This is a genomic window from Vibrio sp. B183 (genome assembly GCF_000740665.1).
GTDB lineage: Bacteria > Pseudomonadota > Gammaproteobacteria > Enterobacterales > Vibrionaceae > Vibrio > Vibrio coralliilyticus.
Window position 1 is genome coordinate 519,463 of the sequence record NZ_JPQB01000004.1, and the last position, 23,188, is coordinate 542,650.

At 46.0% G+C, this 23,188-nt stretch carries 20 protein-coding genes; 5 read left to right on the plus strand and 15 right to left on the minus strand.

Annotated features, from left to right (window positions below; translation table 11 throughout):
* Nucleotides 1–72 precede the first annotated feature (72 nt).
* Nucleotides 73–777: a hypothetical protein gene (locus IX95_RS05430; RefSeq protein WP_038157489.1), complete on the plus strand. Its 705-nt coding sequence runs from the start codon at nucleotides 73–75 to the stop codon at nucleotides 775–777.
* 98 nt (nucleotides 778–875) lie between these two features.
* On the opposite strand, the gene IX95_RS05435 is transcribed toward IX95_RS05430, so the two are convergent.
* From IX95_RS05435 to IX95_RS05445, 3 genes are all read right to left on the minus strand, one after another.
* Nucleotides 876–1,988, minus strand: coding sequence for a methyltransferase (locus IX95_RS05435; protein ID WP_038157491.1), 1,113 nt, complete (start codon nucleotides 1,986–1,988; stop codon nucleotides 876–878).
* 355 nt (nucleotides 1,989–2,343) lie between these two features.
* Nucleotides 2,344–3,231, minus strand: a complete 888-nt coding sequence (locus IX95_RS05440; RefSeq protein ID WP_038157492.1) for a PhzF family isomerase — start codon at nucleotides 3,229–3,231, stop codon at nucleotides 2,344–2,346.
* A gap of 3 nt (nucleotides 3,232–3,234) precedes the next feature.
* Nucleotides 3,235–3,624 carry a RidA family protein gene (locus IX95_RS05445; protein WP_038157495.1) on the minus strand — a complete coding sequence of 130 codons (390 nt, stop codon included), beginning with the start codon at nucleotides 3,622–3,624 and terminating at the stop codon, nucleotides 3,235–3,237.
* Between the two features lie 138 nt (nucleotides 3,625–3,762).
* On the opposite strand from IX95_RS05445, the gene IX95_RS05450 reads away from it, so the two are divergent.
* Nucleotides 3,763–4,626 (plus strand): LysR family transcriptional regulator, encoded by an 864-nt coding sequence (locus tag IX95_RS05450; RefSeq protein WP_038157498.1) that lies wholly within the window; start codon nucleotides 3,763–3,765, stop codon nucleotides 4,624–4,626.
* 230 nt (nucleotides 4,627–4,856) lie between these two features.
* Here the strand turns inward: IX95_RS05450 and IX95_RS05455 are convergent, their stop codons facing one another.
* Nucleotides 4,857–5,828 (minus strand): IS481 family transposase, encoded by a 972-nt coding sequence (locus tag IX95_RS05455; protein ID WP_038157502.1) that lies wholly within the window; start codon nucleotides 5,826–5,828, stop codon nucleotides 4,857–4,859.
* A 363-nt stretch (nucleotides 5,829–6,191) separates the two neighbouring features.
* On the opposite strand from IX95_RS05455, the gene IX95_RS05460 reads away from it, so the two are divergent.
* Nucleotides 6,192–7,352, plus strand: a complete 1,161-nt coding sequence (locus tag IX95_RS05460; RefSeq protein WP_235202583.1) for a hypothetical protein — start codon at nucleotides 6,192–6,194, stop codon at nucleotides 7,350–7,352.
* Nucleotides 7,353–7,394: 42 nt separating this feature from the next.
* On the opposite strand, the gene copI is transcribed toward IX95_RS05460, so the two are convergent.
* The 6 genes from copI to IX95_RS05490 all read right to left on the minus strand — a co-directional run bounded on the left by copI (nucleotide 7,395) and on the right by IX95_RS05490 (nucleotide 15,177).
* Nucleotides 7,395–7,940 (minus strand): copper-resistant cuproprotein CopI, encoded by a 546-nt coding sequence (gene copI, locus IX95_RS05465; protein WP_038157507.1) that lies wholly within the window; start codon nucleotides 7,938–7,940, stop codon nucleotides 7,395–7,397.
* A gap of 62 nt (nucleotides 7,941–8,002) precedes the next feature.
* On the minus strand, nucleotides 8,003–11,131 hold the full coding sequence (locus tag IX95_RS05470) for an efflux RND transporter permease subunit (protein WP_038157510.1): 3,129 nt from the start codon (nucleotides 11,129–11,131) through the stop codon (nucleotides 8,003–8,005).
* Between the two features lie 2 nt (nucleotides 11,132–11,133).
* On the minus strand, nucleotides 11,134–12,840 hold the full coding sequence (locus tag IX95_RS05475) for an efflux RND transporter periplasmic adaptor subunit (RefSeq protein WP_038157511.1): 1,707 nt from the start codon (nucleotides 12,838–12,840) through the stop codon (nucleotides 11,134–11,136).
* A gap of 10 nt (nucleotides 12,841–12,850) precedes the next feature.
* Nucleotides 12,851–14,242: a TolC family protein gene (locus IX95_RS05480; protein WP_038157514.1), complete on the minus strand. Its 1,392-nt coding sequence runs from the start codon at nucleotides 14,240–14,242 to the stop codon at nucleotides 12,851–12,853.
* 51 nt (nucleotides 14,243–14,293) lie between these two features.
* Nucleotides 14,294–14,671, minus strand: coding sequence for a hypothetical protein (locus IX95_RS05485; RefSeq protein WP_038157517.1), 378 nt, complete (start codon nucleotides 14,669–14,671; stop codon nucleotides 14,294–14,296).
* A gap of 68 nt (nucleotides 14,672–14,739) precedes the next feature.
* The gene (locus IX95_RS05490) at nucleotides 14,740–15,177 is read right to left on the minus strand and encodes an acyl-CoA thioesterase (RefSeq protein WP_038157520.1); all 438 of its coding nucleotides are present in this window, start codon (nucleotides 15,175–15,177) and stop codon (nucleotides 14,740–14,742) included.
* Nucleotides 15,178–15,347: 170 nt separating this feature from the next.
* Between IX95_RS05490 and IX95_RS05495 the strand changes: the two genes are divergently transcribed.
* Nucleotides 15,348–16,112 (plus strand): ferredoxin--NADP reductase, encoded by a 765-nt coding sequence (locus IX95_RS05495; protein WP_038157524.1) that lies wholly within the window; start codon nucleotides 15,348–15,350, stop codon nucleotides 16,110–16,112.
* Nucleotides 16,113–16,115: 3 nt separating this feature from the next.
* On the opposite strand, the gene IX95_RS05500 is transcribed toward IX95_RS05495, so the two are convergent.
* The 3 genes from IX95_RS05500 to ppsA all read right to left on the minus strand — a co-directional run bounded on the left by IX95_RS05500 (nucleotide 16,116) and on the right by ppsA (nucleotide 20,795).
* Entirely contained in the window at nucleotides 16,116–16,451 is a 336-nt protein-coding gene (locus tag IX95_RS05500) for a hypothetical protein (RefSeq protein WP_038157527.1), read from the minus strand.
* 131 nt (nucleotides 16,452–16,582) lie between these two features.
* Complete coding sequence (locus IX95_RS05505) at nucleotides 16,583–17,953, minus strand: YjiH family protein (protein WP_038157530.1); 1,371 nt, start codon at nucleotides 17,951–17,953, stop codon at nucleotides 16,583–16,585.
* Nucleotides 17,954–18,422: 469 nt separating this feature from the next.
* Nucleotides 18,423–20,795 (minus strand): phosphoenolpyruvate synthase, encoded by a 2,373-nt coding sequence (ppsA, locus tag IX95_RS05510; RefSeq protein ID WP_038157659.1) that lies wholly within the window; start codon nucleotides 20,793–20,795, stop codon nucleotides 18,423–18,425.
* A gap of 175 nt (nucleotides 20,796–20,970) precedes the next feature.
* Here ppsA and ppsR point away from each other — a divergent pair, with 175 nt between their 5' ends.
* Complete coding sequence (gene ppsR / locus IX95_RS05515) at nucleotides 20,971–21,804, plus strand: posphoenolpyruvate synthetase regulatory kinase/phosphorylase PpsR (protein ID WP_006960380.1); 834 nt, start codon at nucleotides 20,971–20,973, stop codon at nucleotides 21,802–21,804.
* A 43-nt stretch (nucleotides 21,805–21,847) separates the two neighbouring features.
* On the opposite strand, the gene IX95_RS05520 is transcribed toward ppsR, so the two are convergent.
* Complete coding sequence (locus IX95_RS05520; protein ID WP_006960381.1) at nucleotides 21,848–22,252, minus strand: hypothetical protein; 405 nt, start codon at nucleotides 22,250–22,252, stop codon at nucleotides 21,848–21,850.
* A gap of 181 nt (nucleotides 22,253–22,433) precedes the next feature.
* Nucleotides 22,434–23,165, minus strand: a complete 732-nt coding sequence (locus tag IX95_RS05525) for a substrate-binding periplasmic protein (protein WP_038157533.1) — start codon at nucleotides 23,163–23,165, stop codon at nucleotides 22,434–22,436.
* Nucleotides 23,166–23,188 lie beyond the last annotated feature (23 nt).

Sequence of the window (23,188 nt, forward strand, 5' to 3'; positions counted from 1 at the left end):
TCTGAATTGCCCTAAGTTGTTTGGAAATCCATCATTAGTGGTGCGTTGCTTGGAAGTACATGAGGAGTAGATATGAACAAGTCTGATAGTGAAATGTTATCTTTAGCCATACTAAACAATGTAGCTTGGTGTAAGTGTGTTGCTTCAAGCTCGAAGGTTGCCTCCGATGAAACGGAAGAACTGTGGTGGGCTGAGCATCCTATGCCACCATATTTCCCTAATTTGGTTACCAAGGATCTGACCGCGAATGAAAAATTAGTGTTAAACACTATGTGCTCTTTGAGCCCCTATTTTGTGAAAGATTCGTTTAACGCACTTCATCTTGACGATAAGGGATTTGAAAAGTTGTTTGAGGCTCAGTGGTACGCCTGTGATTTTGTTTTGGAGCAATCGTGTGAAGCCTCAGAAGCAGAAGATTTCTCTTTGCACAAAATTGCGTGTGCAGAGCAATTAGTCGAATGGGAAAAAGCTTGGCAAGGTGATTTTCAGAGCCTCGTTTACCCACCCTCTATTGTAGATAATCCAGCCGTTGAATTTCATTTGTGTCGGCACGGTGATCTGTCGGCTGGGTTGACGCTGTTTGTTACTGATGCATCAATAGGAATCTATAATCTCTGGGGTACTGACGAATTGATTGCGAGGCTGCTAAGTCAAGTGAGTCGATCAATACCCCAACTGCCTATTGTTGGTTACGGGGACAAAGAAGAACTGAGCATGTTAGCTAAACTTGGCTTCTGTTCATTGTCCAAATTAGCAGTTTGGGGGAAATTTAGTTAACGAGTAGTTGAATTTCTATTCGCGACAGGATTTCGAACCCTTGGAGTTGTATCTAAAGCAGGCAGTTTCCTAATAAAGGTTACTGCCTGCTAATGTCACTACTTTGTTCCAACTACCATAATATTGCCAAAAGGTCGAAGTTGAATTGTTTCCTCTACTACTAGATTGTTCGTAGAAAACAATGAGCCCCATTGTTCGGCGGTGCGCTCTAAACCTGAGGTTCCCATCATCATCTGTAGATCGAATGAGCAAGACATAAAGTCGGCATCAACAGAAGGAACGATCAGATCCATTACTGCGAGTTTTGCTCCCGTAATGTGGCATTGTGCGGACACTTTGCTAAGTATTTTACTAGCACTTTCATCATTAAAAGCATGAAGTACACCACAAAGAAAGTAGATATCTTTATTACTTTCTGAAGGAGGGATATGTTCGGTGATATCACCACTCTCAAATGTGAGCCTGTTGACTATGGAGTCGCTCTCTTTGCCTTTCCAATAATTGCGTGCCTGATTAGTAATGTGCTCTCGGTCTACGACTAGAGCATTAATGTTACTAGTGGACCTGAGTATCGCAAGAGCCTTACTGCCCTTTGAGCCTCCTAGGTCGATTAGTCGGTCGAAGGAATCCCAGTTAAAGTCAGTTGCAAAGCTATCGCTTCCTATAGCTTCCACCTCATCCATTGCTTGTGAAAATAGTTCATCAAACTCTTTGTTCTGGTCCATGTATTCAAAGAGAGGAACACCATGTTTAAGCTCAAAAGGTGCTTGGCTTTTTTCAAGTCCGTCGTTGAAGGTATCGAACCAAGGAGCAGTCATTTCAGCTGAATGATGCATCATTATCATTGACCTAACTGAATTCTCATGGCGACCTAAATAAACAGATACTTCATTGTTAGCAAAATGCTTAGGAGAGATTTCTTTAAATATTCCTATGGAGGCAAGCATTCTTAAAACGCGATAGAGATAATTTGGGTCGCATTTGGTTTGCTGAGCTAAAGCGTCTATAGGAAGTGTTTTATCGTCTAAGATGGTGGCGATATCTAAATGTGCTGCTGTATACAATGCTCTGGATTTCCAAAACTGAGAACTTATCTCCAGCAGTTGAAATGGTGCTGGTGTCATACGGGATGGTAGCTTCTGGAAGCGAGTTATTAGTTTCGCTAGCCAGCGGACGCCTTTTACGGCGGAGCGATTTTTCTGAAGTGTCATAAGTTACCTTAATCAAACAAACGGAGTTCTAGAGTAATTGTTTCGCTGTTCAATAGATTTGGGTAAGCGACAATCACAAAAACTGAGGCGAATGTGTGTCCAGTTTTACTAAAATGAGGCGCAAATTTGCGTTTTTGGATGTCAGTCAGCGGACATTGGACAAAGGAATTGTGGCGATGACCAGTAAGCGTTCTCCAAGTACAGCAAGTAGCGTCCGATTACTCTTTAGGTTTATCGAAACTAGTGTCATCTGTCTGTGGTCAGCTCGCAATAGTTTGTATTAATCAATTATTGATAATATTGGTTGCAAATTGGCTCGTCGATTACGAGCCAATTTGCATCACTTGGTTTAAAGTTAGGCAAAGTAACTGCGTGTTTCAGCCAATACGGCATGCCCTGCTATTTGGATTTTCAATTCGGTCCCTTCCTTTTTTACTGAAACACGTACTTTTCCTGGTTTTCCCAATGTGTGCCCTTGGTGCCCCCAGTAATGTGTCTCTTGTTCACACTCAATTAATGCATGGTGCACTAGGTAGGCACCAGTTGGGCCATTGGCATTTCCAGTTACGGGGTCTTCTAAAATGCCAATAGCGGGGGCGAACATACGACCAAATGTTACTGGGTTTGACTTATCTCCTTCCAATACAAAAGGAAAAAAACCATTGCAGCCGATCTTAGCGCTAAGGTTGGCTAGTGCATCTGCATCTGGTCTCAAATTATTGAGGATAGAGCGACTAGCCAATGGGATAATGACTTTTGAGTGCCCAGTAGATACAACCTGTATGGGAAGGTCATCGTAGTCAGTGTTGCTAATACCCATAGCATTAGCAAGTTCGTCTCGCAGCTCTGAGTTAAAGGGAGGATAAAATTTAGCGAGGCTTTGAGTCATCGATACTCGCATTTTTAATCCGCTGCCAGACAGTGCAACGGGTAACAGCCCTGCTCCTGTTTTTGCTGTTAGCGGATATTCTGAGTGGTGGCCCGAAGTTGCTCGCAAGAAATGAGCCGCAATGGTAGCGTGACCACATATAGGGACTTCTTTTGTCGGCGTAAAGTATCGAATATGGAGGTCATGATCATTAGCCTTGGAGGAAAGTACAAAGGCAGTCTCAGAATAACCAGCAAAGGCTGCTATGTCCTGCATTTGTTGAGTGTTAAGTCCATCCGCGGTCAGTACAACACCTGCTCGATTTCCGTTACCAACTTCGGTGGTAAATGCGTCAACAACATTAATAGTCACCATAATTTACTCCTTAGGAAGCTCTGAAGTCGCTTCCGCCATAACTAAAAAGTTCTGCTTAATTGCTGAAACTATGATTACACTTCGAGCTGGTTTATGGTTCCCCATGAATGTTGCGAACGCTTTATCTATCAGTGGCCAATAACGAAGGTCGGTTGTGTAGAAACGTACGAATGCCAAGTTGGTTACATCGCCTCCTGCAGAGTGTGTGATCGCCAGCAAACTCTCTAGGACTGAATGTGTTTGAGCAGGAATCGCCTCTTCTAATTGTGAAGAAGGGCCCAGAAGGTTTTCATGGGGTAGTTGTGCTGAAATGTACAGGCTTTGCCCTACCACACTTGCTTGATTGTAGTGGCCGTTTGGAGTTGGAGCAGTATCTGTCTGAATGAATTTCATTCTTTATTCACCTCATATGAGTTGGCTTTGATTAGTGAAGTACGTTCATTGTTGCTTAGTTTTTCTATATTGTATGGATATGGTTTTGGCAGTTACTATAGCCAGCAATGCAAACACGTTTTCTAAATTTGGAAGGGTATGAACTGGGATGACAGCAAAGTACTGTTAGCAATCGGGCGAACAGGTGGATTGGGGCGAAGTGCTAAATTGCTAGGTGTCAGTACTTCAACTATCCATCGTAAAGCGGTCGAACTAGAAAATAGTCTAAATGCGACACTCTTCTCTCGTGGTAAAGATGGATACACATTGACTGAGGTTGGAGAGCATTTTTTTGCTTTAGCTGAAAAAGCTGAAGAGCACCTTGTTGCTATGGAAAGGTATAACGCTAAAGGACATCAATCATCATTTAGAATTGCCTTACCAGAGCTAGTCGGGCAGCAGGTACTTCAGTCCCAGTTGATTCAATTGCAGAATCACTACCCTGACTTACAATTGAACATTTCTACCAGTGTTGTTCCAGTCGATTTTGCACGCCGAGAAGCTGATATAATCGTCCGTCTTACGAGACCTGAAACTGGCAGATATGTTATTCGACGACTAGGGAAGCTTGAGTATGGTCTTTATTGTAGTGAACCGTACCGGAGTGGCTCTGAAAAAATCGGATGCTTAGGAGACTTGAGTTATCACCGATTGATCGGCTGGGACAATAGCTTGCAGTACACGTTTCCTGCTCAATGGATGAACCAGCTGACTCAGGGAGGCTCCCCCACCTTGTCTTTTGACAATATGCAATCTCAACTTCTCGCAAGTAAGGATGGCGCCGGGGTTGTAGTACTACCTTGTTTTGCCGCTGAAAGAGCAGGTTTATACCGAGTACTACCTGAGCAAGGATTGCTGCAGGATGTTTGGTTGATGCGTCACGAAGAGACGAAGGGTAGCGTTTTATCAGGTGTAATCTGCAGCCTTATTGAGAATGAATTGCAAGCGATTCTTTCGGTTTAAGGTAGCCATGGTATAGCGATACAGCAAAGTGTTGTTTTGAATTCGAAGTTCGGCAATGATTTTTGGGTTAGCTTTAATGTAGGAGATGTGGCCAAGCGCAGAGACTTAATAGTCATTTGTTAAACAGGAGACAATATTCGATGAAAAACAAGAATAGAGCCATTTAGTGGTTGAAAGCCATGTTATATGGTGGCTTTCAACCAAAACTAGCATAGATTTAGTTGTGTGATTCATAGAGATGGTTTCAATTTTCTTATCTGAAGATCGAGTTTGTAATTCTGCTCTTGGAACCTCTCTTTCCATATCCGATAATGCTGATATACCTCTTCAGATAAAGGTGTTTGGTCAGATAGTTCTGTAACCTTTTCTATTGGTGTTAGCCCTTTTAGAGAGCTATGTGGTCGTTCCCAGTTATAGTAGTGCTGCCATTCAGATAGCAACAGATCAAGCTCTTCCAAACCAACACCAATAGTCGGATAAAACTCACTTTTATCTGTTTTCTGAGAGCGTTCAACTTTGCCATTCAAGTGAGGAGAACCAGGCTTGTTGGGGCGAAACTTGATGCCATAAATCATAAGTTGCTTCTGGACTTTATCGGCAAAGAATTCGCGCCCCCTGTCAGTTTGAATGCGTTGAATAGGGAATGGCATCTCATCCACTACACATTCGATAAAATCGACTGTATTTGCCGCTGTGCGCCGAGAATAGCACCTTAGAACCCGATAGCGAGAGCAGTCATCAATGGCAGTATACTGGTAAATCCCAGGTGCTATTTTACAAGTATCCATCTGAACTCTGTCACCAGGAATTGGGCGTTCGTACCTTTGGAAGCCCTTTTTGCGTCGGTAAGTTACTATCGGCTGTACGGAAGCTTTTGATAGTACTTTGTGGATTGTTGCTGTGCTTAGGTGTATTTGGTGAAGCCGAATTAGTTCTGTTTGCAAGCGCCGCGCCCCTAGATTACGTTTCACACGCATCCCAAGGATCAATACTCTCAATTCATCCGTAATTTTGGTATCAGGAGAAGAATGAGGCCGTCTACTCTGGCTTTCCAGACCAGCGATTCCGTCCTGTTTATATCTATTTGCCCACTTCCGTAATGTTGGCCTAGAAATACCACATCGACGACATACGAAGCCTGCGTCACCAGACTCTTCATATATCTTTACCCACTGTAGTCTTTGTTGAATTTCTCTGTCCATAGACATCCAGTATAGTTGAAATGATGTCTATGAATCACACAACTATTTCGTCTAAACTTTACGTATTAGCTCCTGAACTTGGGGGCTATAAAACGCAAGAAGCGAATAATCCACTGCCATTCACTTTTTGTTTTGCCACGTGTCTAAGATACATGGCTTTTTCTTTATTTACTTCTTTTGATTTTTTAGAAAACCCCTTTGACCTACTTAAAGGTTAATCATTGTTAACTATTAATGATTGCTTCGTTTTGTCTCTATGCTCAGAAGATCAACTTTGAACAGAGTTAAAGTATGTCTATCCTCTTCTCGTTTACGGTATTACGTCGAGCGTCTCTTTTCCTTATAACCACTTTGAGCCTGATAATGTGGCCATCTGCTTGGGCGGCGTGCACTGCGGGCAGTCGGGTTGGAGATGCGAATTGGCAGTTTGATGTCAGCCGGTATGACGAACGATTTCCGCTGAGCATCGAATGGGCCAAGGCTGGAGTCAGAGGTGGAATTCCGTGTTTTGATCCTGAACGAGTGGTTGCGAAGATAACGCCTAAGGACGATATTCAAACAGCAATTGATAAAGTGGCGCGTGCTGGCGGAGGAACAATAATACTGGAAGAGGGTATTTATCGGCTGGCTAAAACGGTGGAGATGCGCTCAAACGTAGTATTGCGCGGCAGCAGCAAAATAGAGACACAAGTTCTGGTAACCATGCGTAATACTTGGCAAGGCTATGGTACAGATAGATTTGCTTTCCAATTCTCGGGTGTTTCTGGGGCGGGTTTGGAGAACATGACGATTCAGCTTGCGGTTGACGGATTTGAGCCTCTAGATAGAAACAATTTCGATGAGCCTCATGTTGAATCTGCGTGGCTATTTACCAATGATGTAAAGGTGGCTCGCTCTGGAGACAAAAACAAACCTATATCAGACCCAAACCTCTATGTCGGCTTGGTTAAGTTTTCTGAAAAGAGTCATGATTCTTGGGTACAAGATACCCGCATGTTGGAAGCAGGGACGAATCCCATCTTTGCAGCTAGCGATACCTCACACCTGACATTTCGCGGTAATGATATCTACCGCTGCTACAACAAGGGAATCAATGGTCACTGTTATTACGATATACGCGGCCAGTACATTTTAGTGACGAACGAGAGGGTGCGAAAAATTCGCCATGTTACTCTGCATCAGCAAGCTAAATACAATGTGGTTTATGACAATCACCTTGAAGTGGATGTCAACTTTCACAATGGCGATGGTGGGAAAAATTTAGTTGAAAACAACCTGATTCAGTTACCGTGGAGCCATCATTGGCCTTTGATTGCGACTGGGGAGTTGGGCAAGCATCAAGCTCCGGGAGCTGAGAATCTGATTTACCGTAACAACGTGGCACATCTAAGAGAAGGAAAGAATAATATTCCTAATTCCGAAAAAGTTTATACGTTAGCGGGCTTTGATGAAGTTATCGCGTTACCGAGTCACTTACAGCAACCCAAAGCTGGCACTTTATATCCGATGAAGCACTTTGACTGACGTCAGATGGCCTGCCAGCGACAGCTGGCAGGCTTGGGAGCGTTACAATACCGCTGATTTGACCATGCCAGCTTCAGCATGCCCTGGGATATTGCAGGCAAACTCAACGTTGTTGTCACCATGGAAATGCCACAGTAACTGCTTGGCTTTGCCCGGAGCAACCGTCACTGTACTGCCAGAATCATGAGCGTGGTTGCCCATTTTTTTCATCATCTCACGGTGCTTGAGTTGCTCTTGCGCTGAGCCAATGGAAAACTCATGGTCGATTTTCCCTTTGTTCATGACCACAAACTGGACCACGTCATTTGGTTCGATATCCACCTCTTTTTTGAATGTAATGCTCATATCATCGTCTAGGATCACGTGGACCACTTTGTCCGGTTTAGCTCCTTTGGCAGGCATACCGACTTCGGACATCTCGTCCATGTTCATTTGTGAGTGGTCCATTCCCTTCATATCGCCCATCATTTTCGAATGGTCCATACCTTCCATATTCATTTTGGAATGATCCATGGACGAGTGATCCATTTGAGCGAGAATTTGAGTGCTAGCCAGAGTCAGTGCAAGTGCCAGAATTGTTTTTTTCATCATTGTTTCCTTAAGTAGTAGGGTGCCCCGAAGCATTGAGCTACGGGGACATGGTTCTATGGTTATGAGTGACGTGAGATTTCTCTTTGTTTCCACAATTTGAAAATGGCCGGTAGTACCAGAAGCGTGAGTAGCAGCGCCGATGCCATTCCACCAATCATAGGGGCAGCGATTCGTTGCATGACTTCAGAGCCCGTACCTTCGCCGTACATGATTGGCACAAGACCTATGATGACGGTCAGAACTGTCATCATCACAGGTCGAACTCTGAGACCTGCGCCGTCTCGTATCGCCATCGACAGATCATCGGAAGTAATGGCGTGATTCTGCTCTTGGGCATCCAGCTTTTTGTAGTGCCAGGCTTGGTTGAGATACACCAGCATGATGACGCCAATTTCGACGGCGACACCCGCGAGGGCAATAAAGCCGACCCCAACGGCAATCGAGAAGTTATAGCCGAGGTAGTGCATCAGCCATAAGCCACCCACCATCGCGAGAGGGAGAGTCATCATAATGATTAGCACTTCGCCAATGCGACGGAAGCTGAAGTAAAGCAGCAGCATAATGATCGCCAGAGTTATCGGTACCACGACACTTAAGCGTTCTTTCGCGCGTTCCATATATTCATACTGACCTGACCAAGCCAGAGAATAGCCAGCGGGCAGATTGAGCTGATCAGCCACGACTTGCTGTGCTTCGGCAACGTACGAACCGAGATCTCGTCCATCGATATCAACGAATACCCAGCCATTAGGGCGAGCGTTTTCTGTTTTGATCATCGGTGGGCCGTCTTCGTAACGAATATCAGCCACATCAGCCAGTGCGATACGAGCGCCATTTGGGGTAACCAGAGGTAGGTTCTGTAATTTCACCACTGAATCACGGTAGTCCTGTGGGTATCGAACATTAATCGGGTAGCGTTCCAGCCCTTCTATGGTTTCCCCAACGTTCATGCCTCCTACTGCAGTGGATATCACGCGTTGCACATCTTTTATATTGAGGCCATAGCGAGCGGCAGAGCGACGTTTAATATCGATGGTGACGTAGCGTCCACCGGCGACACGCTCAGCATAAACAGACGCCGTACCATTGACCTGATTGAGAATAGGCTCCAGTTCTGCCCCTATTTGTTCAATGACGTTAAGATCAGGGCCTGCAATTTTGATCCCAATAGGCGTCTTAATGCCGGTTGCCAGCATGTCAATGCGAGTTTTGATTGGCATGACCCACGCATTAGTTAGCCCGGGGAACTGCACTAAATCGTCAAACTCTTTGCGCAGCGATTCGGTGGTTACACCTTCACGCCATTGTTCGCGAGGTTTCAGCTGTATGACGGTTTCAATCATGGTCAATGGTGCTGGGTCGGTTGCGGTTTCGGCGCGTCCGATTTTCCCCCATACTGTTTCAACCTCAGGGACGCTCTTAATTAGCTTATTGGTTTGCTGTAACAGCTCGCGTGCTTTACCAATCGAGATGCCCGGATAGGTGGTCGGCATGTACATCAAATCACCCTCATCGAGTGGAGGAATGAATTCGCTGCCAAGCTTACTGGTTGGGTAGTAAGCCGATGCCATAAGCCCCATCGCAATGACGATCATGGTTTTAGGGTAGTTCAGGCTCAGGTTGAGCAAGGGTTTGTAAAGCGAGACTAACCCTTTGTTGACTGGGTTTTTGTGTTCTGGGAGCACTTTGCCACGAATGAAATAACCCATCAGAACAGGCACTAGCGTAATCGCTAAGCCAGCAGACGCTGCCATGGCGTAGGTTTTGGTAAATGCCAGTGGTGAGAACATTTTCCCTTCCTGACCTTCCAAAGCAAACACAGGAACAAAGCTCAACGTGATGATTAGCAGAGAAAAGAACAGCGGTGCGCCGACTTCCTCTGCAGCCTTGCCAATGACTTGCCAGCGATTCTTATCGGTGAGTGGAGTGCGTTCAATGTGCTTGTGAACGTTTTCTATCATCACGATTGCGCCATCGACCATGGCTCCAATGGCGATGGCAATACCGCCCAATGACATGATGTTGGCGTTAATCCCTTGCCAGTGCATGATCACAAACGCAGTCAGAATACCCACCGGTAAGCTCAAAGCGATTACCAGAGATGAGCGGATATGGAACAGGAACAAAGCACAGACAATCGCAACCACGATGAACTCTTCAGCCAGTTTCTTCCATAAGTTTTCTACCGCAGAGTCGATCAACGTAGAGCGGTCATACGTTGGTACGATTTCGACTCCCTCAGGCAAGCTGCGTTGCAGCTCGGTCAGTTTGGCTTTGGTTTTGGCGATCGCTTCACTGGCATTTTCTCCGAAGCGCATCACGATCACGCCACCAACGGCTTCCCCTTCACCGTTGAGCTCAGAAATACCACGACGCATTTGTGGGCCAAGGTTAATATCCGCAACATCACCCAACAGAAGCGGGGTGCCTTTTTCGGTTACCTTAAGTGGCAGTGAGCGGATATCTTCGATGCTAGTCAGGTAACCTGTGGTGCGCACCATGTGTTCGGCTTCAGCGACCTCAATCACGGAGGCACCTGTCTCCTGATTGCCGTTTTGAATCGCGTTGTTTACCTGCTGTAATGTCAGGTTGTAAGCACGCAGTTTGGCAGGGTCAATCTGGACCTGATACTGCTTGACCATACCACCTACGGTTGCGACTTCCGATACTCCATCAACGGTTTGGAGTTCGTATTTGAGGAACCAATCCTGCAAGCTGCGTAACTGGGCTAAATCGTGTTGTCCGGTTTTATCCTGAAGAACATAGCTGTAAACCCAGCCAACCCCAGTAGCATCCGGCCCCAATGTTGGTTTGGCATTCGAAGGCAGGTTTGGAGCGACTTGGCTGAGGTACTCCAGCACGCGCGAGCGAGCCCAGTACATATCGGTGTCATCATTAAAGATGATGTAGACATAGGAATCCCCAAAGAAAGAGTATCCCCTGACGGTTTCTGCACCGGGTACAGCCAACATGGCAGTGGTTAATGGGTAAGTGACCTGATCCTCGACCACCTGAGGGGCTTGACCCGGATAGCTGGTTTTGATGATAACCTGAACATCCGATAAGTCAGGAATTGCGTCTACAGGCGTATTCTTTACACTGTAAAGACCAGCCAAAACAATAGCTAAGGTGGTAATCAATACTAGGAGTCTATTACTGATTGACCAACGGATAATTGCATTTATCATCGTTAGCCCTCATCCGTTGCCAATTGCTTAAGCAGGTAATCTGCACCTTGTCGTTCAACTAGAAATCGAACGCGCTGACCTTCCTCAAAACCCGATAGATCCACTTCATCGCCAACGGAGAAGTTCATCTCACCGGCCTGCCAGTTCCACTCTGCGACAGGGAGATGGTTTAAGGTGATCATGCCAAAGTCGGCCATCAGTATAGAAATATCGCCTTGCAACCAAAGCTCACCAGCAACAACAGAGTCATCCACTTTGTAGTCGACAATTTTGTACTGGCCAGACTCGGTTTTTTGCATTTCAAACTCTATGCTTTGGCCTGTTGTGAACGCACTCGCATCGACGTCTTTGGCGAGAGTAAAGTTCATGACCATGCCCGGCCAATCCCATTCAGGTACCGGCTGGTGGTTGATCGTCAACATGCCATGATCAGCCATGACATCGGTGATCTCTCCCTTCGCCCAGACGGTCTCCTTATCGGGTTCAACACCATTAATGCGCGCAAGGTCGGCAGACTGGCTGGATTCAGAGTCGAGCATAAAGTGTGCGGAAGTCACCACTTGATCGTCTTGGGTTAAGCCCTGCAAAACTTCAACCCGATCTCCGGCTTCACGGCCTGTTTCGATGCGAGCAGAGCGGTATTTTCCTTGGCCTTCTGCCAGAACGATACGAGCCATGCCGCCTGAACGTATCACCGCAGATTTAGGAATAGTCAGTACCGACTCTTCACTGACAGGTTGAAGAGCAATGTTGGCGAACATATTGGGCTTGAGCTCGCCATCTGGATTAGGGAATTTAAGTCTGACGCGCAGAGTACGAGTATTAGGATCAAGAATCGGGTAGACGTAGTCGACCTTACCCTGCCATTCGTTGCCCGGAATCGCATCTAATGTCATCGAGGCTTCACTGCCAGCTTTAATCCATTGCGCCTGACGCTCGAACACTTCTGCGTCTACCCAAACATTGTTCAGTGGGCCAGCGCTGATCACTGCTTGCGCGGGTGACAAATAACCCCCTTCGCGAATGCTCAAACTTGCAATCACACCGTTAGCTGGTGCCTTTATTTCAATGGTTTGTGACGCTTTACCGCGTTTTAGAATCGCTTTAATTTGTGCACGGTCTACACCTAGTGTCACGAGTCGTTCAGTGGCACCTTTGACTAAGCCAGTTCGACCTGTTCGAGAGGCATTAAGTAACTCTTCCTGCGCTTTCACCAACTCAGGTGAATAGAGCGTAAACAGCACATCGCCTTTGTTGACTTTTTCACCGATCGCATTGATGAACAGTTTTTCAACCCAACCCGCGACGCGTACGTTGGTTTGCCACAGCTGGCTTTCATCAAACGCGATGTAACCGACCGTTTCAATGCGGGGGGAGAGAGGTTCTAGGGTAACGGGTTCGGACTTGACGCCGAGGTTGTTTTCTACCGAAGGATCAATCGTAATGGTTCCGGGTTTATCTTGCTCTCCCGCCATGTCTTCGGCGTAAACTGGAATTAAGTCCATGCCCATTGGTGACTTACCGGGCTTATCTCGCTTGTAGTTCGGGTCCATCGGAGCAACCCAGTAGAGAGGTTCAGCAGAATCAGAAGAACCAGACTCAGCCTTGGCGTCCATTCCCATGCTAGACCCAGCTAGAAAATGATTAGTGGAATAGCCCAGTGCGCCTCCTACCAACAGAGCGATAGCAGCGATTTGTAATGTTTTCATGTCAGATACCTTATTCTTGTTCGCCTTGAGCCAAAGTGACTGGCTCAACTTGATAATCAAAACCGTCCAGTAGGGCAGCTAAGTTGCTGTTCACAATGTTTAAATCTGCAATCAGACGTTGCTGTTCGAGTTGCAGAGCAAGTTCATCGGCAGAGGCCGTAATGACATCGTTAAACTGAGACGTGTTGTTCTGATAACCTCGCTCAACCGCACGAATTCGTGCGTTGGCCTGAGGAAGAAGGGTGGACTGATACCGTTCTAGTCGTTGGGCTAAATTGGTTCGGTCGACAAGTAAGGCGTTGACTTTGGCATTCATCTGAGCCAGTAACGTGTCTTTCTGGGACTTGGCCGCGCCGACCTGATATTGGGCCGCAGCGAGATTTCTATCCTGACGGTTTCCCGTGAACAGAGGAATGTCCATGGTCAGATAGGCACTGACCAGGTCTGATGCGGGTTCTCCCATCATGCCGTTGGCCTGACGATAGGCATACATGACTTCAACACCAAACTGAGGCTGATAAGCCTGCTGTGCAATTTCAACCTGAGTTTCGGAAGTGGATATAGTTTGGCTGGCCATTTGTACCATTGGGTGCAGGCTGAGCTGCTGGTAATACTCGGAGTTTGCTAGGTTCTCGTTCAGCTGTTGGTCGAGCTTGGCCCAGTTAAGCTGATTGGATGCGCTGACGTTCTGAATCTGTTCAGACCAATTGGCTCCCAACCATTCTGAAAGCTGTGCCATCAAGCGATGTTGCATCTGCTGATTAGCCTGAAGCTTCTCATCCAGTTTGCTTACTTGAAGCTGAGCATTGAGCAGATCCTGAGCTTCACTTTTACCAATCGAATAGTTGGTCTGAATGAAGCTCTCCATTTCTTTAAGCAAACGACGGTTTTCCAGCATGTTGGTTTTCGCCTGCTGCTGATAACCCAGTTCAAGCCAGAGTTGGGTCATGCTATTAATGACATCCAATTCTCGGGCATCGATTTGTAAACCGACGCCATCCGCTTGTTGATTGCTTTTTTTTTGTTGTAACTCCAGTGTCGAGCCACGCTCAAATTGTTGCATCAATCCGACGGAAATGTTCGTCATCGGATCTTCGTCGAATTTGAAGCTGTCTACAGGTAGGCCACCAAAGCCAACTTTGATTTTGGGGTCCATTAGCGTGGCACTGGCAACGCCGGTCTCGCGCAAAGCTTGTGACTGAGCAAAATATTGCTTTCGATTGCTGTCGTTGTTGAGTGCCATGCTGATCAATTGTGATAGCACAGCTTGCGGCTGGTGAGTCTGCTCTTGCAAGTTGCTTGCTGATACAGGCGCAAACCAGACCGCGGCGCTGACAGAAAGCGCCAGAATCCTTGGTTTGATTTTCACTTTATTGTCCGTTTCCGAGTGCCTGACAGGCACGAAAAACCATCTCCCAAAGCCATAGGCTGGGAGTCGATAACAGAGAACGGATTACGCTATCGGAGGGCGATAGAGTGAGCTTAAACGGGTAATGACCTGACCTTGGACATCTGAATGGATCAGAGCCAACTGAGTCGAGATTAGTAGAGGTTTATCAATTCGGGGAATGGGGGCGAAAACCGTTGCGCACATCACGCTACAACAGTTATGAACCATCTCTTCGCTGGTCTCACAATGGTCTGATGGAATTGAAGAATCTGTCAGCGCTGGGCTCATGTTCATTGCCATGCCACAGTGAGCCTGCTTGCCACCGGAATCGCTGAGCATTTCGAACGTCATTAGGGTTTCGCTAGTAGCAAAACTGGATACCAACATGGCGCTCATGCTGATAAATAGAATCCAGTATTTACGAATCGAAGGGAAGCCCATACGTAACCTAAAATGACGATAACTCGGCTAGCATAAAGCTTCCCCTAGGGGTAAGGTCAAGCGGTGTATTAGGATTCTGCCGTCGCCTCTAAACTTAAAATGGACTGTTTGATTTGCTCAGGTAAGTTTGCTTTGCAATTGCTTTTAAAATCAAACATCACACAGGTGGCGCGCCCTACGGTACTGACTTTACCTACTTTCTTGCTCACAACCTGATACTCCATAGTGAATCTGTCTTCCTGAATGTCGACGACTTTAGACCCTATCATCAGAGTGTCTGGATAGGTGATGGGCATTTTATAGCGGCAGCTTGTTTCGCCCAATACAGGGCCGATATGGCTTTGGCTTAGGTTGACGAGAAGATTGATGTGCTCAAAGTAGTCGAGCCTTGCGGTTTCAAAGTAGCGAAAGTAAACCACATTATTGACGTGTTGGAGAGCATCCATTTCACCCCAAGCGACCGGAATTTCTGTGATGACCGGAAAGTCTTTCAGTAACGATTCCATGCGTGTTCCTTGCATTGGTTTTTAAAAGAGCTTTTATTCTAATGCTGAATCAAGTGGTTTTGTGGAAATGTTATCAAAATGTGATCTTTAATGACTAAGTAAAGGCCCGTCTTTACTTATAAAGATCAGAGGAGTAGGTTTTAAAGAGGTAACCTGATGGAGGATCTGCAATGACCGCACCCGATGGTTTTAATCTCGCCAAAGTAGATAAGCGCACTGACTGGACGTCAGAGCTATTCAGTTTACGTCTTACCGGCGCGCCTCTCACCTTTAAAGCGGGCCAATTTACTAAGCTGGCCCTGTATGACGACGACGGCCAATTGATAAGCCGAGCGTATTCAGTCGTCAACGCACCACTCAACAGCAGCGATATGCTGGAATTTCTGATTGTTTCGAACCCTGAAGGCAAACTGACGCCAAAACTGCAGCACTTGAAAGAGGGAGACTCGGTATACGTAGGCGCTGCCGCCTATGGTGATTTGATTTTGAGTTCTATTCCTAAATCGACTCAGGACTTATGGCTGCTTTCAACGGGGACGGGTATTGGCCCTTTCCTATCGCTACTCGATGACATTAATGTTCGCCCCGGATATGAAAAAATTGTTTTAGTACATGGTGTTAGGCATGAGAAAGATTTGGTCTACCGATACTTGATCGAGCAGTTAGTTGATCAATATGAAGGTCGCCTGAGTTATGTGCCTGTTGTATCGAGAGAGCAGCACCCAAATACGCTATATGGCCGCATTCCTCAGCTGTTGGATCAACGCGAGATTCAAGAAAGAGCACAGGCAGAGCTCACTAAGGAGCACAGTTTTGTCATGCTGTGCGGAAACCCAGAAATGATCAAGGAGACCACCAAGACTCTGCAAGGGTTTGGGTTAGAAAAATTCCGTCGAGCGACGGGAGGCAACATCACCTTTGAGCGCTACTGGTAGGGCTCAATTATCGTAGGGAACTTGTTTGAGTTTCCACATTTCAACCGTGTGCTTGGTTTTATCACATGATCCAAGCAGGATTTGATATTTAGGATCGTAAGGTTCGCCAATATAGGTTGTTCTGATCAACTCATTGGTTTTTAAATCCACTTGAGTGACAACCCGGCCTTTAAAGTTTTGGAAGATCACATACTGATCGCTTTCATACACCATCTGCTCGCGATAAAACCAAAAGTTGTCAGCAGTATGGAGTAGGCGACATTTCAAAGGCAAAGAGCTCGTATCGACTGTTGGTGCGGGCGTTGTCAGCAATAGCACGTGCAAAAGTAAAGGGCTCATCTCTCCCTCCTTTACCACCTCTCAAATTAACTTAAGTATAGGTAAGAGACTTTATTTTGCTGATCTAGGTTGGCAGGTAAAACAAAGGCCCTGAAAGGGCCTTTGAAAAAAGATTGATTTGCAATCTGAGATTAGAAAATCAGATGAGCAATACCGGCAATCACAGGCAGTGTGATTAAGGTACGTAGAATGAAGATGGCAAACAGTTCAAAGATGTTCACTGGGATACGGCTGCCAAGTAACAGCGCACCAACTTCAGACATGTAAATCAGCTGAGTGACAGACATAGCAGCGATGACGAAACGTGTCATTTCGTTATCAATAGACGACGCTAGAATCGCTGGGATAAACATATCTGCAAAACCAACCACGATAGTTTCAGAGGCCGCTGCTGCTTCTGGGATGCCTAATAGCTCAAGGAACGGGATGAATGGTTGACCTAGGAAGCTAAACACCGACGTGTACTCAGCAATCACTAGAGCAATCGTACCTAGGCCCATAACAACAGGCAGTACGCCAAATACCATGTCTACCGCGTTACGCACACCCTCACCAAAGACATCTTTAAATGATTTTACTTGGCTCGCTTTCGCCAGTGCCAGCTCCATACCCCAAGACACGCTTGTATGGCCTGCAGGAATAGCATCAGCATCTTTTGCTGGTTTAGTGCCATCGATGAAAGCGTCTTTCTTCATGCTTAGAGGAGGCAAGCGAGGAATGATGATCGCTGCCACAATACCCGCCAGACAGATTGCACCGTAGAAAGGTAAGAACAAGTGCTCTAGTTCAACCTGAGCAAGAACGACCAAGCTGAACGTGATAGATACTGCTGAGAATGTGGTACCCACGACAGCCGCTTCGCGCTGTGTGTAGAATTTGTTTTCGTATTGTTTGCTGGTCAACAGGATACCGACTGAGCCATCGCCAAGCCAAGAAGCCATACAGTCGATAGCACTACGACCAGGTAAGTTAAATACAGGGCGCATCACTTTACTTAGCAGCGTGCCAAACAGCTCTAGCAAACCAAAGTTAAGTAGCAGTGGGAGCAGTAGACCTGCAAAGATGAATACTGAGAATAGTGTTGGCAGCAAACCTTCTAGTACTAGGCCGCCAGTATTTTCTTCCCATACGGCTTCAGGGCCAACTTGGAAGAAGGTCATCGCAACAGCAAAACCACCAATAACACGCACTGCCAGCCAAAGAGGGCTTGGGTTAAACAGGCTGTTTAAAAATGGGTTGTTAGCAATAAATGCAGGGTTCTTAATACGGCATAACAATGATGTTGCCGCCATAAACAAGATGATAGACGTGACCATGCCTACAAGGTGATCACCAAATACAGCTTGGATGGATTTTGCCAGTACGGCGACTGGAATGGTGATATCACCGTCATAGCTAATCGGCGCCATGAAAAGAAACAGACCCAGTAAAGAAGGGATAAAGAACATCCAAAAGTTGCCTTTACCTTTCGTCTGTTTGATAGATTGAGCGTTATTCTGCATTACAATTCTCGTGTTACTACTAGTCAATATGATAGGCCAATCCACCTGGCATATATATTCACTATACATCTGCATTTAATCATCGGGCGCAAGCCTACTGTCTTTCGAATACCTTTGCAATACTATTCAATAAAAACCGCTAAATATTCATGATTAAATGTGCTATTTTCGTTTAATGGTGGATTTTTGTTTTGCTGATGTTAATTTGATTGAAATTATGTTGCAACCGTGAACTGTGTGTGGTCTTTATTTTTATTTTGAATAATAGAGGTGGGACTCATAAATTCAGTGTTGAGTCGCTAGGCAGGGCAAGGCGTTGAGCGTTTTTAGGTGTATCAAAGTGGGTAGAGAGGAAAATGTCGAAATCGGATAAATAGACATATTGAGAGAATAAAGTCAGCGATTTAATCGTGAAAATAAAAAACCGCCCAGTCAGACTAGGCGGTTTTTACTCAGTTATCGCGCCGTTTTACTTGCCGCTTACCTGACCAAGTTTCAGCCAAGTATCAATCACAGTATCTGGGTTAAGTGACACTGAGCTGATACCTTGCTCCATTAGCCATTCAGCCAGATCATCATGGTCAGATGGACCCTGACCACAAATACCGACGTATTTACCAGCTTTAGTTGCAGCATCGATAGCCATTTGCAGCATGGCTTTAACAGCAGGATTGCGTTCGTCAAACAGGTGAGCCACGTCGCCTGAATCTCGGTCTAGGCCCAGTGTTAGCTGAGTCATATCGTTAGAACCGATTGAGAAGCCGTCAAAGTACTTGAGGAACTCGTCTGCCAGTACAGCATTAGACGGTAGTTCACACATCATGATGACTTTCAGACCCTGATCGCCACGGCGCAGATCGAACTTCGCAAGAAGATCGATAACCGATGCTGCCTCGCTTGGAGTACGCACAAATGGGATCATGATTTCAACGTTCTTCAGGCCCATCTCATTACGAACACGCTTAATCGCCTGAGTTTCTAGCTCGAAGCAATCTTCAAATACAGGTGAGATATAACGTGACGCACCACGGAAGCCCAGCATAGGGTTTTCTTCATGCGGTTCGTAACCTTTGCCGCCAACCAGGTTGCTGTACTCGTTGGACTTAAAGTCAGACATACGAACGATGACACGTTTTGGCCAGAATGCTGCAGCGATAGTCGCGATACCTTCAGTCAGCTTGCTGACGTAGAAATCGATAGGATCTTTGTAGCCACGGATACGCTGAGTGATTTCTGCTTTTAGCTCGTCACTTTGTGCATCGAAGTTCAGCAGTGCTTTCGGGTGAATACCAATCATCTTGTTGATGATGAATTCCAGACGCGCCAAGCCAACACCTTCGTTTGGAATCTGCGCGAAGTCGAATGCACGGTCTGGGTTACCGACGTTCATCATCACTTTAGTTGGCAGTAGTGGTAGCTCATCAACCGCAGAGCGCTTCACTTCGAAGTCCAACTCACCTTGATAAACGTAACCTGTCTCACCTTCAGAACAAGAGACAGTAACGGTAGCACCATCTGTCAGCTTTGATGTAGCATCGCCACAACCAACGATTGCGGGAATACCCAGCTCGCGCGCGATGATGGCTGCGTGACAAGTACGGCCACCACGGTTAGTGACGATAGCAGAGGCCTTCTTCATCACTGGTTCCCAGTCTGGGTCAGTCATGTCAGTAACCAGCACATCGCCATCTTGAACCAAAGACATTTGGTCTAGCGAGTCAACCAGACGTACTGGGCCAGAGCCGATACGCTGACCGATAGCACGGCCTTCGACCAAAACTTCTGCTTTGTTGTTCAGCTCGTAACGCTCAATGACGTTCTGTTCGCTTTGAGAACATACGGTTTCTGGGCGAGCTTGAACAATGTAAAGCTTGCCATCAATGCCATCTTTCGCCCACTCGATATCCATCGGACGCTGGTAGTGCTTTTCGATGATCATCGCTTGTTTTGCCAGTTCTTTGATCTCTTCGTCATTAAGAGAGAACTGCTCACGCTCTTGTGCTGAGGTATCAATGATATCGACTTGCTTACCAATTTCTTGGTTGGTCGAGTAGATCATCTTGATAAGTTTAGAACCGAACGTCTTCTTAACAATCGGATGCTGATCCGCTTCAAGCATTGGTTTGTGAACGTAGAACTCGTCTGGGTTTACTGCACCCTGAACGACCATTTCCCCTAGACCCCAAGAGGAAGTGATGAACACAACCTGATCAAAGCCAGATTCAGTGTCCAAGGTGAACATTACACCTGAAGAGGCTTTATCTGAGCGAACCATGCGTTGGATGCCCGCAGACAGCGAGATACCACGGTGGTCAAAACCTTGGTGCACACGGTAGGAGATAGCGCGGTCATTAAACAGAGATGCGTAAACGTGTTTCGTTGCTTCAAGTACAGCATCGATACCTTTTACGTTAAGAAACGTTTCTTGCTGGCCCGCGAATGAGGCGTCCGGCAAGTCTTCAGCTGTTGCTGAAGATCGAACAGCGACTGAAAGCTCTGTATTACCTTCAATCAGTTCTTGGTAGTCGTTACGAATATCCTGCTCTAGGTCAGCAGGGAAGGGAGCTTCTAAAACCCATTGACGGATGGTGGCACCTGTCTTGCGCAGAGCTTCTACATCCTCAACGTCTAGTTCATCGAGCAGTTGGTGGATTCGTTCATCCAGACCTTCATAGTCAAGGAATTGGTTAAACGCGTAAGAAGTAGTCGCAAAACCATTCGGTACTGAAACGCCAGCATTCGATAGATTTGAGACCATTTCTCCAAGTGAAGCGTTTTTACCGCCGACCTTGTCGACATCTTCCATGGATAGGCTATTGAACCAGAGGGTGTTCTTTTGCATGTCTTTCTCCAGAAACATTGCAGCTTTGTAGGGATAAGGCAAACGATTACGCATTGGCTCAAAAAAATTCTCAACAAATTTTCAAAGCTGTGGGGGGCGTAATTGTCAGCCGGGTTTTATTATCGATATTATGGTGTCCATCCTACTCAAAAGAATTTTAAAGTTTAAATAAAACATGCAAATTGATATTCAAAGTCGTGATGTATTCTATGTTTCTGACGGAACGGCCATAACATGTGAGACATTAGGCCATGTTGTTTTGGGTCAATTCCCGTTTAACGCCAACGAAAAAACGTTTCCGTTTGTCGAAAGTGAAGACAAATTAGCTGATCTACTGAAAGAGATTGAACAGTCTTACCAAGAGAGCGGTGTGAAGCCTTTAGTGTTTTTTTCCATCGTTATACCGGAGATCAAACAGAAACTATTGGAAGCCCCTGCATTCAGTTACGATGTGTTGGCGAGTATCGTCCAACAGGTTAAAGATGATATCCAGATGGAGCCAAAACCGAAGTTGCAGCGATCGCGCAGTGTAGGCAAAGATTCTGACACCTACTTTGACCGCATTGCAGCAATTGAATACACCTTAGCGCATGATGATGGCATTACGCTCAAGGGAATGGACGAGGCTGACATTATATTGTTGGGCGTTTCTCGAAGCGGTAAAACGCCAACCAGCCTTTACATGGCGATGCAATTTGGTCTACGAGTCGTGAACTACCCATTCATTGAGGAAGATATTCGTCGTCTGAGACTGCTGCCAGAATTCGAAATCCATCGCCATAAATTGTTTGGTCTGACGATCGATCCTGAAAGATTGACGGAAATTCGCGAGAACCGTTTGGCGGGCAGTGAATATGCAAGTACAGAACAGTGCATCAACGAGTTGGAAAGTGTTGAGGCTTTATTCCGACGTGAAGCCATTCCATATATCAATACTTCATCGTTGTCGGTAGAAGAGATTTCAACCCGCATCCTTGAAAAAGCCGGTCTGAGAAGACGGCTACTGTAAATCAAAGAAGCCGGGGCAGTGAATGCAGGCTGCCCCGAACGACTTATTTGAATGAGTACGTGACGCCAAATGAAGCTCCGACACCGAAATCCAAGCCATCACTAATACCTAACTCTGGGTGCACCTGCGCATAGATTTCCCATTTGTCTGCAAAGTGAACTTCAACACCTAGTGGTAGGCGTGCACCAAAGTCATCATCCCACTCATAGTAACCACCAGCGCCTAAAAACCAGTTGATATCAGTTTCTGACTCGATGTCACCACGCTTAAATACGTAGTCCATTGCCATGCCATCGTTTCCTGCCGTCATTCTAAAAGTGCTATTAAGATCGAAGATGACGCTCAGGTCTTGATCATAACCAAGGCCGACGGAGATGTTTGGGTCTTCAGCGGCAATACTGTTTGACGATACTGCGGCCAGCGCCAGTATAGGTAATAACTTTTTCACTAATCTGTTCCTGTTGTTGAGTAAAAGCGCCGCATGCTGCTGCATGGGCTGTGGTGGGCAGATTAGTGAGCTGGATGAAAAAAGTTATCAAAGTTCAGTCAGTTATATATTTTTGATAATAATTTTATATATCACTTGTTGGGATTATTGGTGGGCTAAGTGCGAAAGTTCGGGTCGATATTTATTTGGTTTGGAATCTTCTCAAGCCTTTATCGAGGATGGTTCGTAGCGCGGGGCCGTGTTCGTATTGTTTGGAAATCAACATGTAAAATTTATGCTTAGGCATATTTGGAATCGGCTTAGATTCAATGTCTTCACTCACGTAAGTAATACCCCAAACGCTTTTAATCCCTTCGAGAATCTCTTGCCAAGACAGAATAACGTCGCATCGTTGCTCCTCGAGTTCTGTGACCAGCTCGTGCATGTTGTGTGAGTATTGTTCGACATTTTTAAGCCAGAAATCGCCATAGTTGTAGCCGTGGATCCCACAGACTTTGTATTGCTCTAACTCCGCAACGCCATCAATGTTTAGCCCTTGAGGAAATCTCGACTTTTTGTACAGGTAATAGGGGGTGATGTGATAGTACCAGGTTGTATACAGGTAGTGCTTGGCACGCTCTTCTGAGTGTGAAGCGCTGACTGCAATTTGGAATTCACCGCTCTTCGCACCTTTAAGGCAGCGGGTCCATGATGTCATGGTGAAATTGAAGGTGATGTTTTTAGGTATCAACACCTCGTTAAGAACCTCGAGATCGAAGCCTTTAACGTCTTCTCCATCTAGGTATGTATAGGGAGGCCAGTCGATAGAGTCGCCGCAGATACTAAGATGTTCGTCACGGAGTTCTATCTCCGTGGCGAGGGCTTTAGAGCTGGTTAGCAGAATTAGAAAGCAAAAACATACTCGTAAATTCATTGCGGGGTGTTTTTTATTATCAT

Excerpts from the sequence above, each read along its gene's own strand:
- IX95_RS05475 (WP_038157511.1), bottom strand. The coding sequence starts at position 12,840 with ATGAAAACATTACAAATCGCTGCTATCGCTCTGTTGGTAGGAGGCGCA.
- IX95_RS05495 (WP_038157524.1), top strand. The coding sequence starts at position 15,348 with ATGACCGCACCCGATGGTTTTAATCTCGCCAAAGTAGATAAGCGCACT.
- IX95_RS05505 (WP_038157530.1), bottom strand. The coding sequence starts at position 17,953 with ATGCAGAATAACGCTCAATCTATCAAACAGACGAAAGGTAAAGGCAAC.
- IX95_RS05525 (WP_038157533.1), bottom strand. The coding sequence starts at position 23,165 with ATGAATTTACGAGTATGTTTTTGCTTTCTAATTCTGCTAACCAGCTCT.
- IX95_RS05450 (WP_038157498.1), top strand. The coding sequence starts at position 3,763 with ATGAACTGGGATGACAGCAAAGTACTGTTAGCAATCGGGCGAACAGGT.
- IX95_RS05430 (WP_038157489.1), top strand. The coding sequence starts at position 73 with ATGAACAAGTCTGATAGTGAAATGTTATCTTTAGCCATACTAAACAAT.
- IX95_RS05460 (WP_235202583.1), top strand. The coding sequence starts at position 6,192 with ATGTGGCCATCTGCTTGGGCGGCGTGCACTGCGGGCAGTCGGGTTGGA.
- IX95_RS05445 (WP_038157495.1), bottom strand. The coding sequence starts at position 3,624 with ATGAAATTCATTCAGACAGATACTGCTCCAACTCCAAACGGCCACTAC.
- IX95_RS05435 (WP_038157491.1), bottom strand. The coding sequence starts at position 1,988 with ATGACACTTCAGAAAAATCGCTCCGCCGTAAAAGGCGTCCGCTGGCTA.
- IX95_RS05470 (WP_038157510.1), bottom strand. The coding sequence starts at position 11,131 with ATGATAAATGCAATTATCCGTTGGTCAATCAGTAATAGACTCCTAGTA.
- IX95_RS05440 (WP_038157492.1), bottom strand. The coding sequence starts at position 3,231 with ATGGTGACTATTAATGTTGTTGACGCATTTACCACCGAAGTTGGTAAC.
- ppsR (WP_006960380.1), top strand. The coding sequence starts at position 20,971 with ATGCAAATTGATATTCAAAGTCGTGATGTATTCTATGTTTCTGACGGA.
- copI (WP_038157507.1), bottom strand. The coding sequence starts at position 7,940 with ATGAAAAAAACAATTCTGGCACTTGCACTGACTCTGGCTAGCACTCAA.
- IX95_RS05485 (WP_038157517.1), bottom strand. The coding sequence starts at position 14,671 with ATGGGCTTCCCTTCGATTCGTAAATACTGGATTCTATTTATCAGCATG.
- IX95_RS05490 (WP_038157520.1), bottom strand. The coding sequence starts at position 15,177 with ATGGAATCGTTACTGAAAGACTTTCCGGTCATCACAGAAATTCCGGTC.
- IX95_RS05500 (WP_038157527.1), bottom strand. The coding sequence starts at position 16,451 with ATGAGCCCTTTACTTTTGCACGTGCTATTGCTGACAACGCCCGCACCA.
- IX95_RS05455 (WP_038157502.1), bottom strand. The coding sequence starts at position 5,828 with ATGGACAGAGAAATTCAACAAAGACTACAGTGGGTAAAGATATATGAA.
- ppsA (WP_038157659.1), bottom strand. The coding sequence starts at position 20,795 with ATGCAAAAGAACACCCTCTGGTTCAATAGCCTATCCATGGAAGATGTC.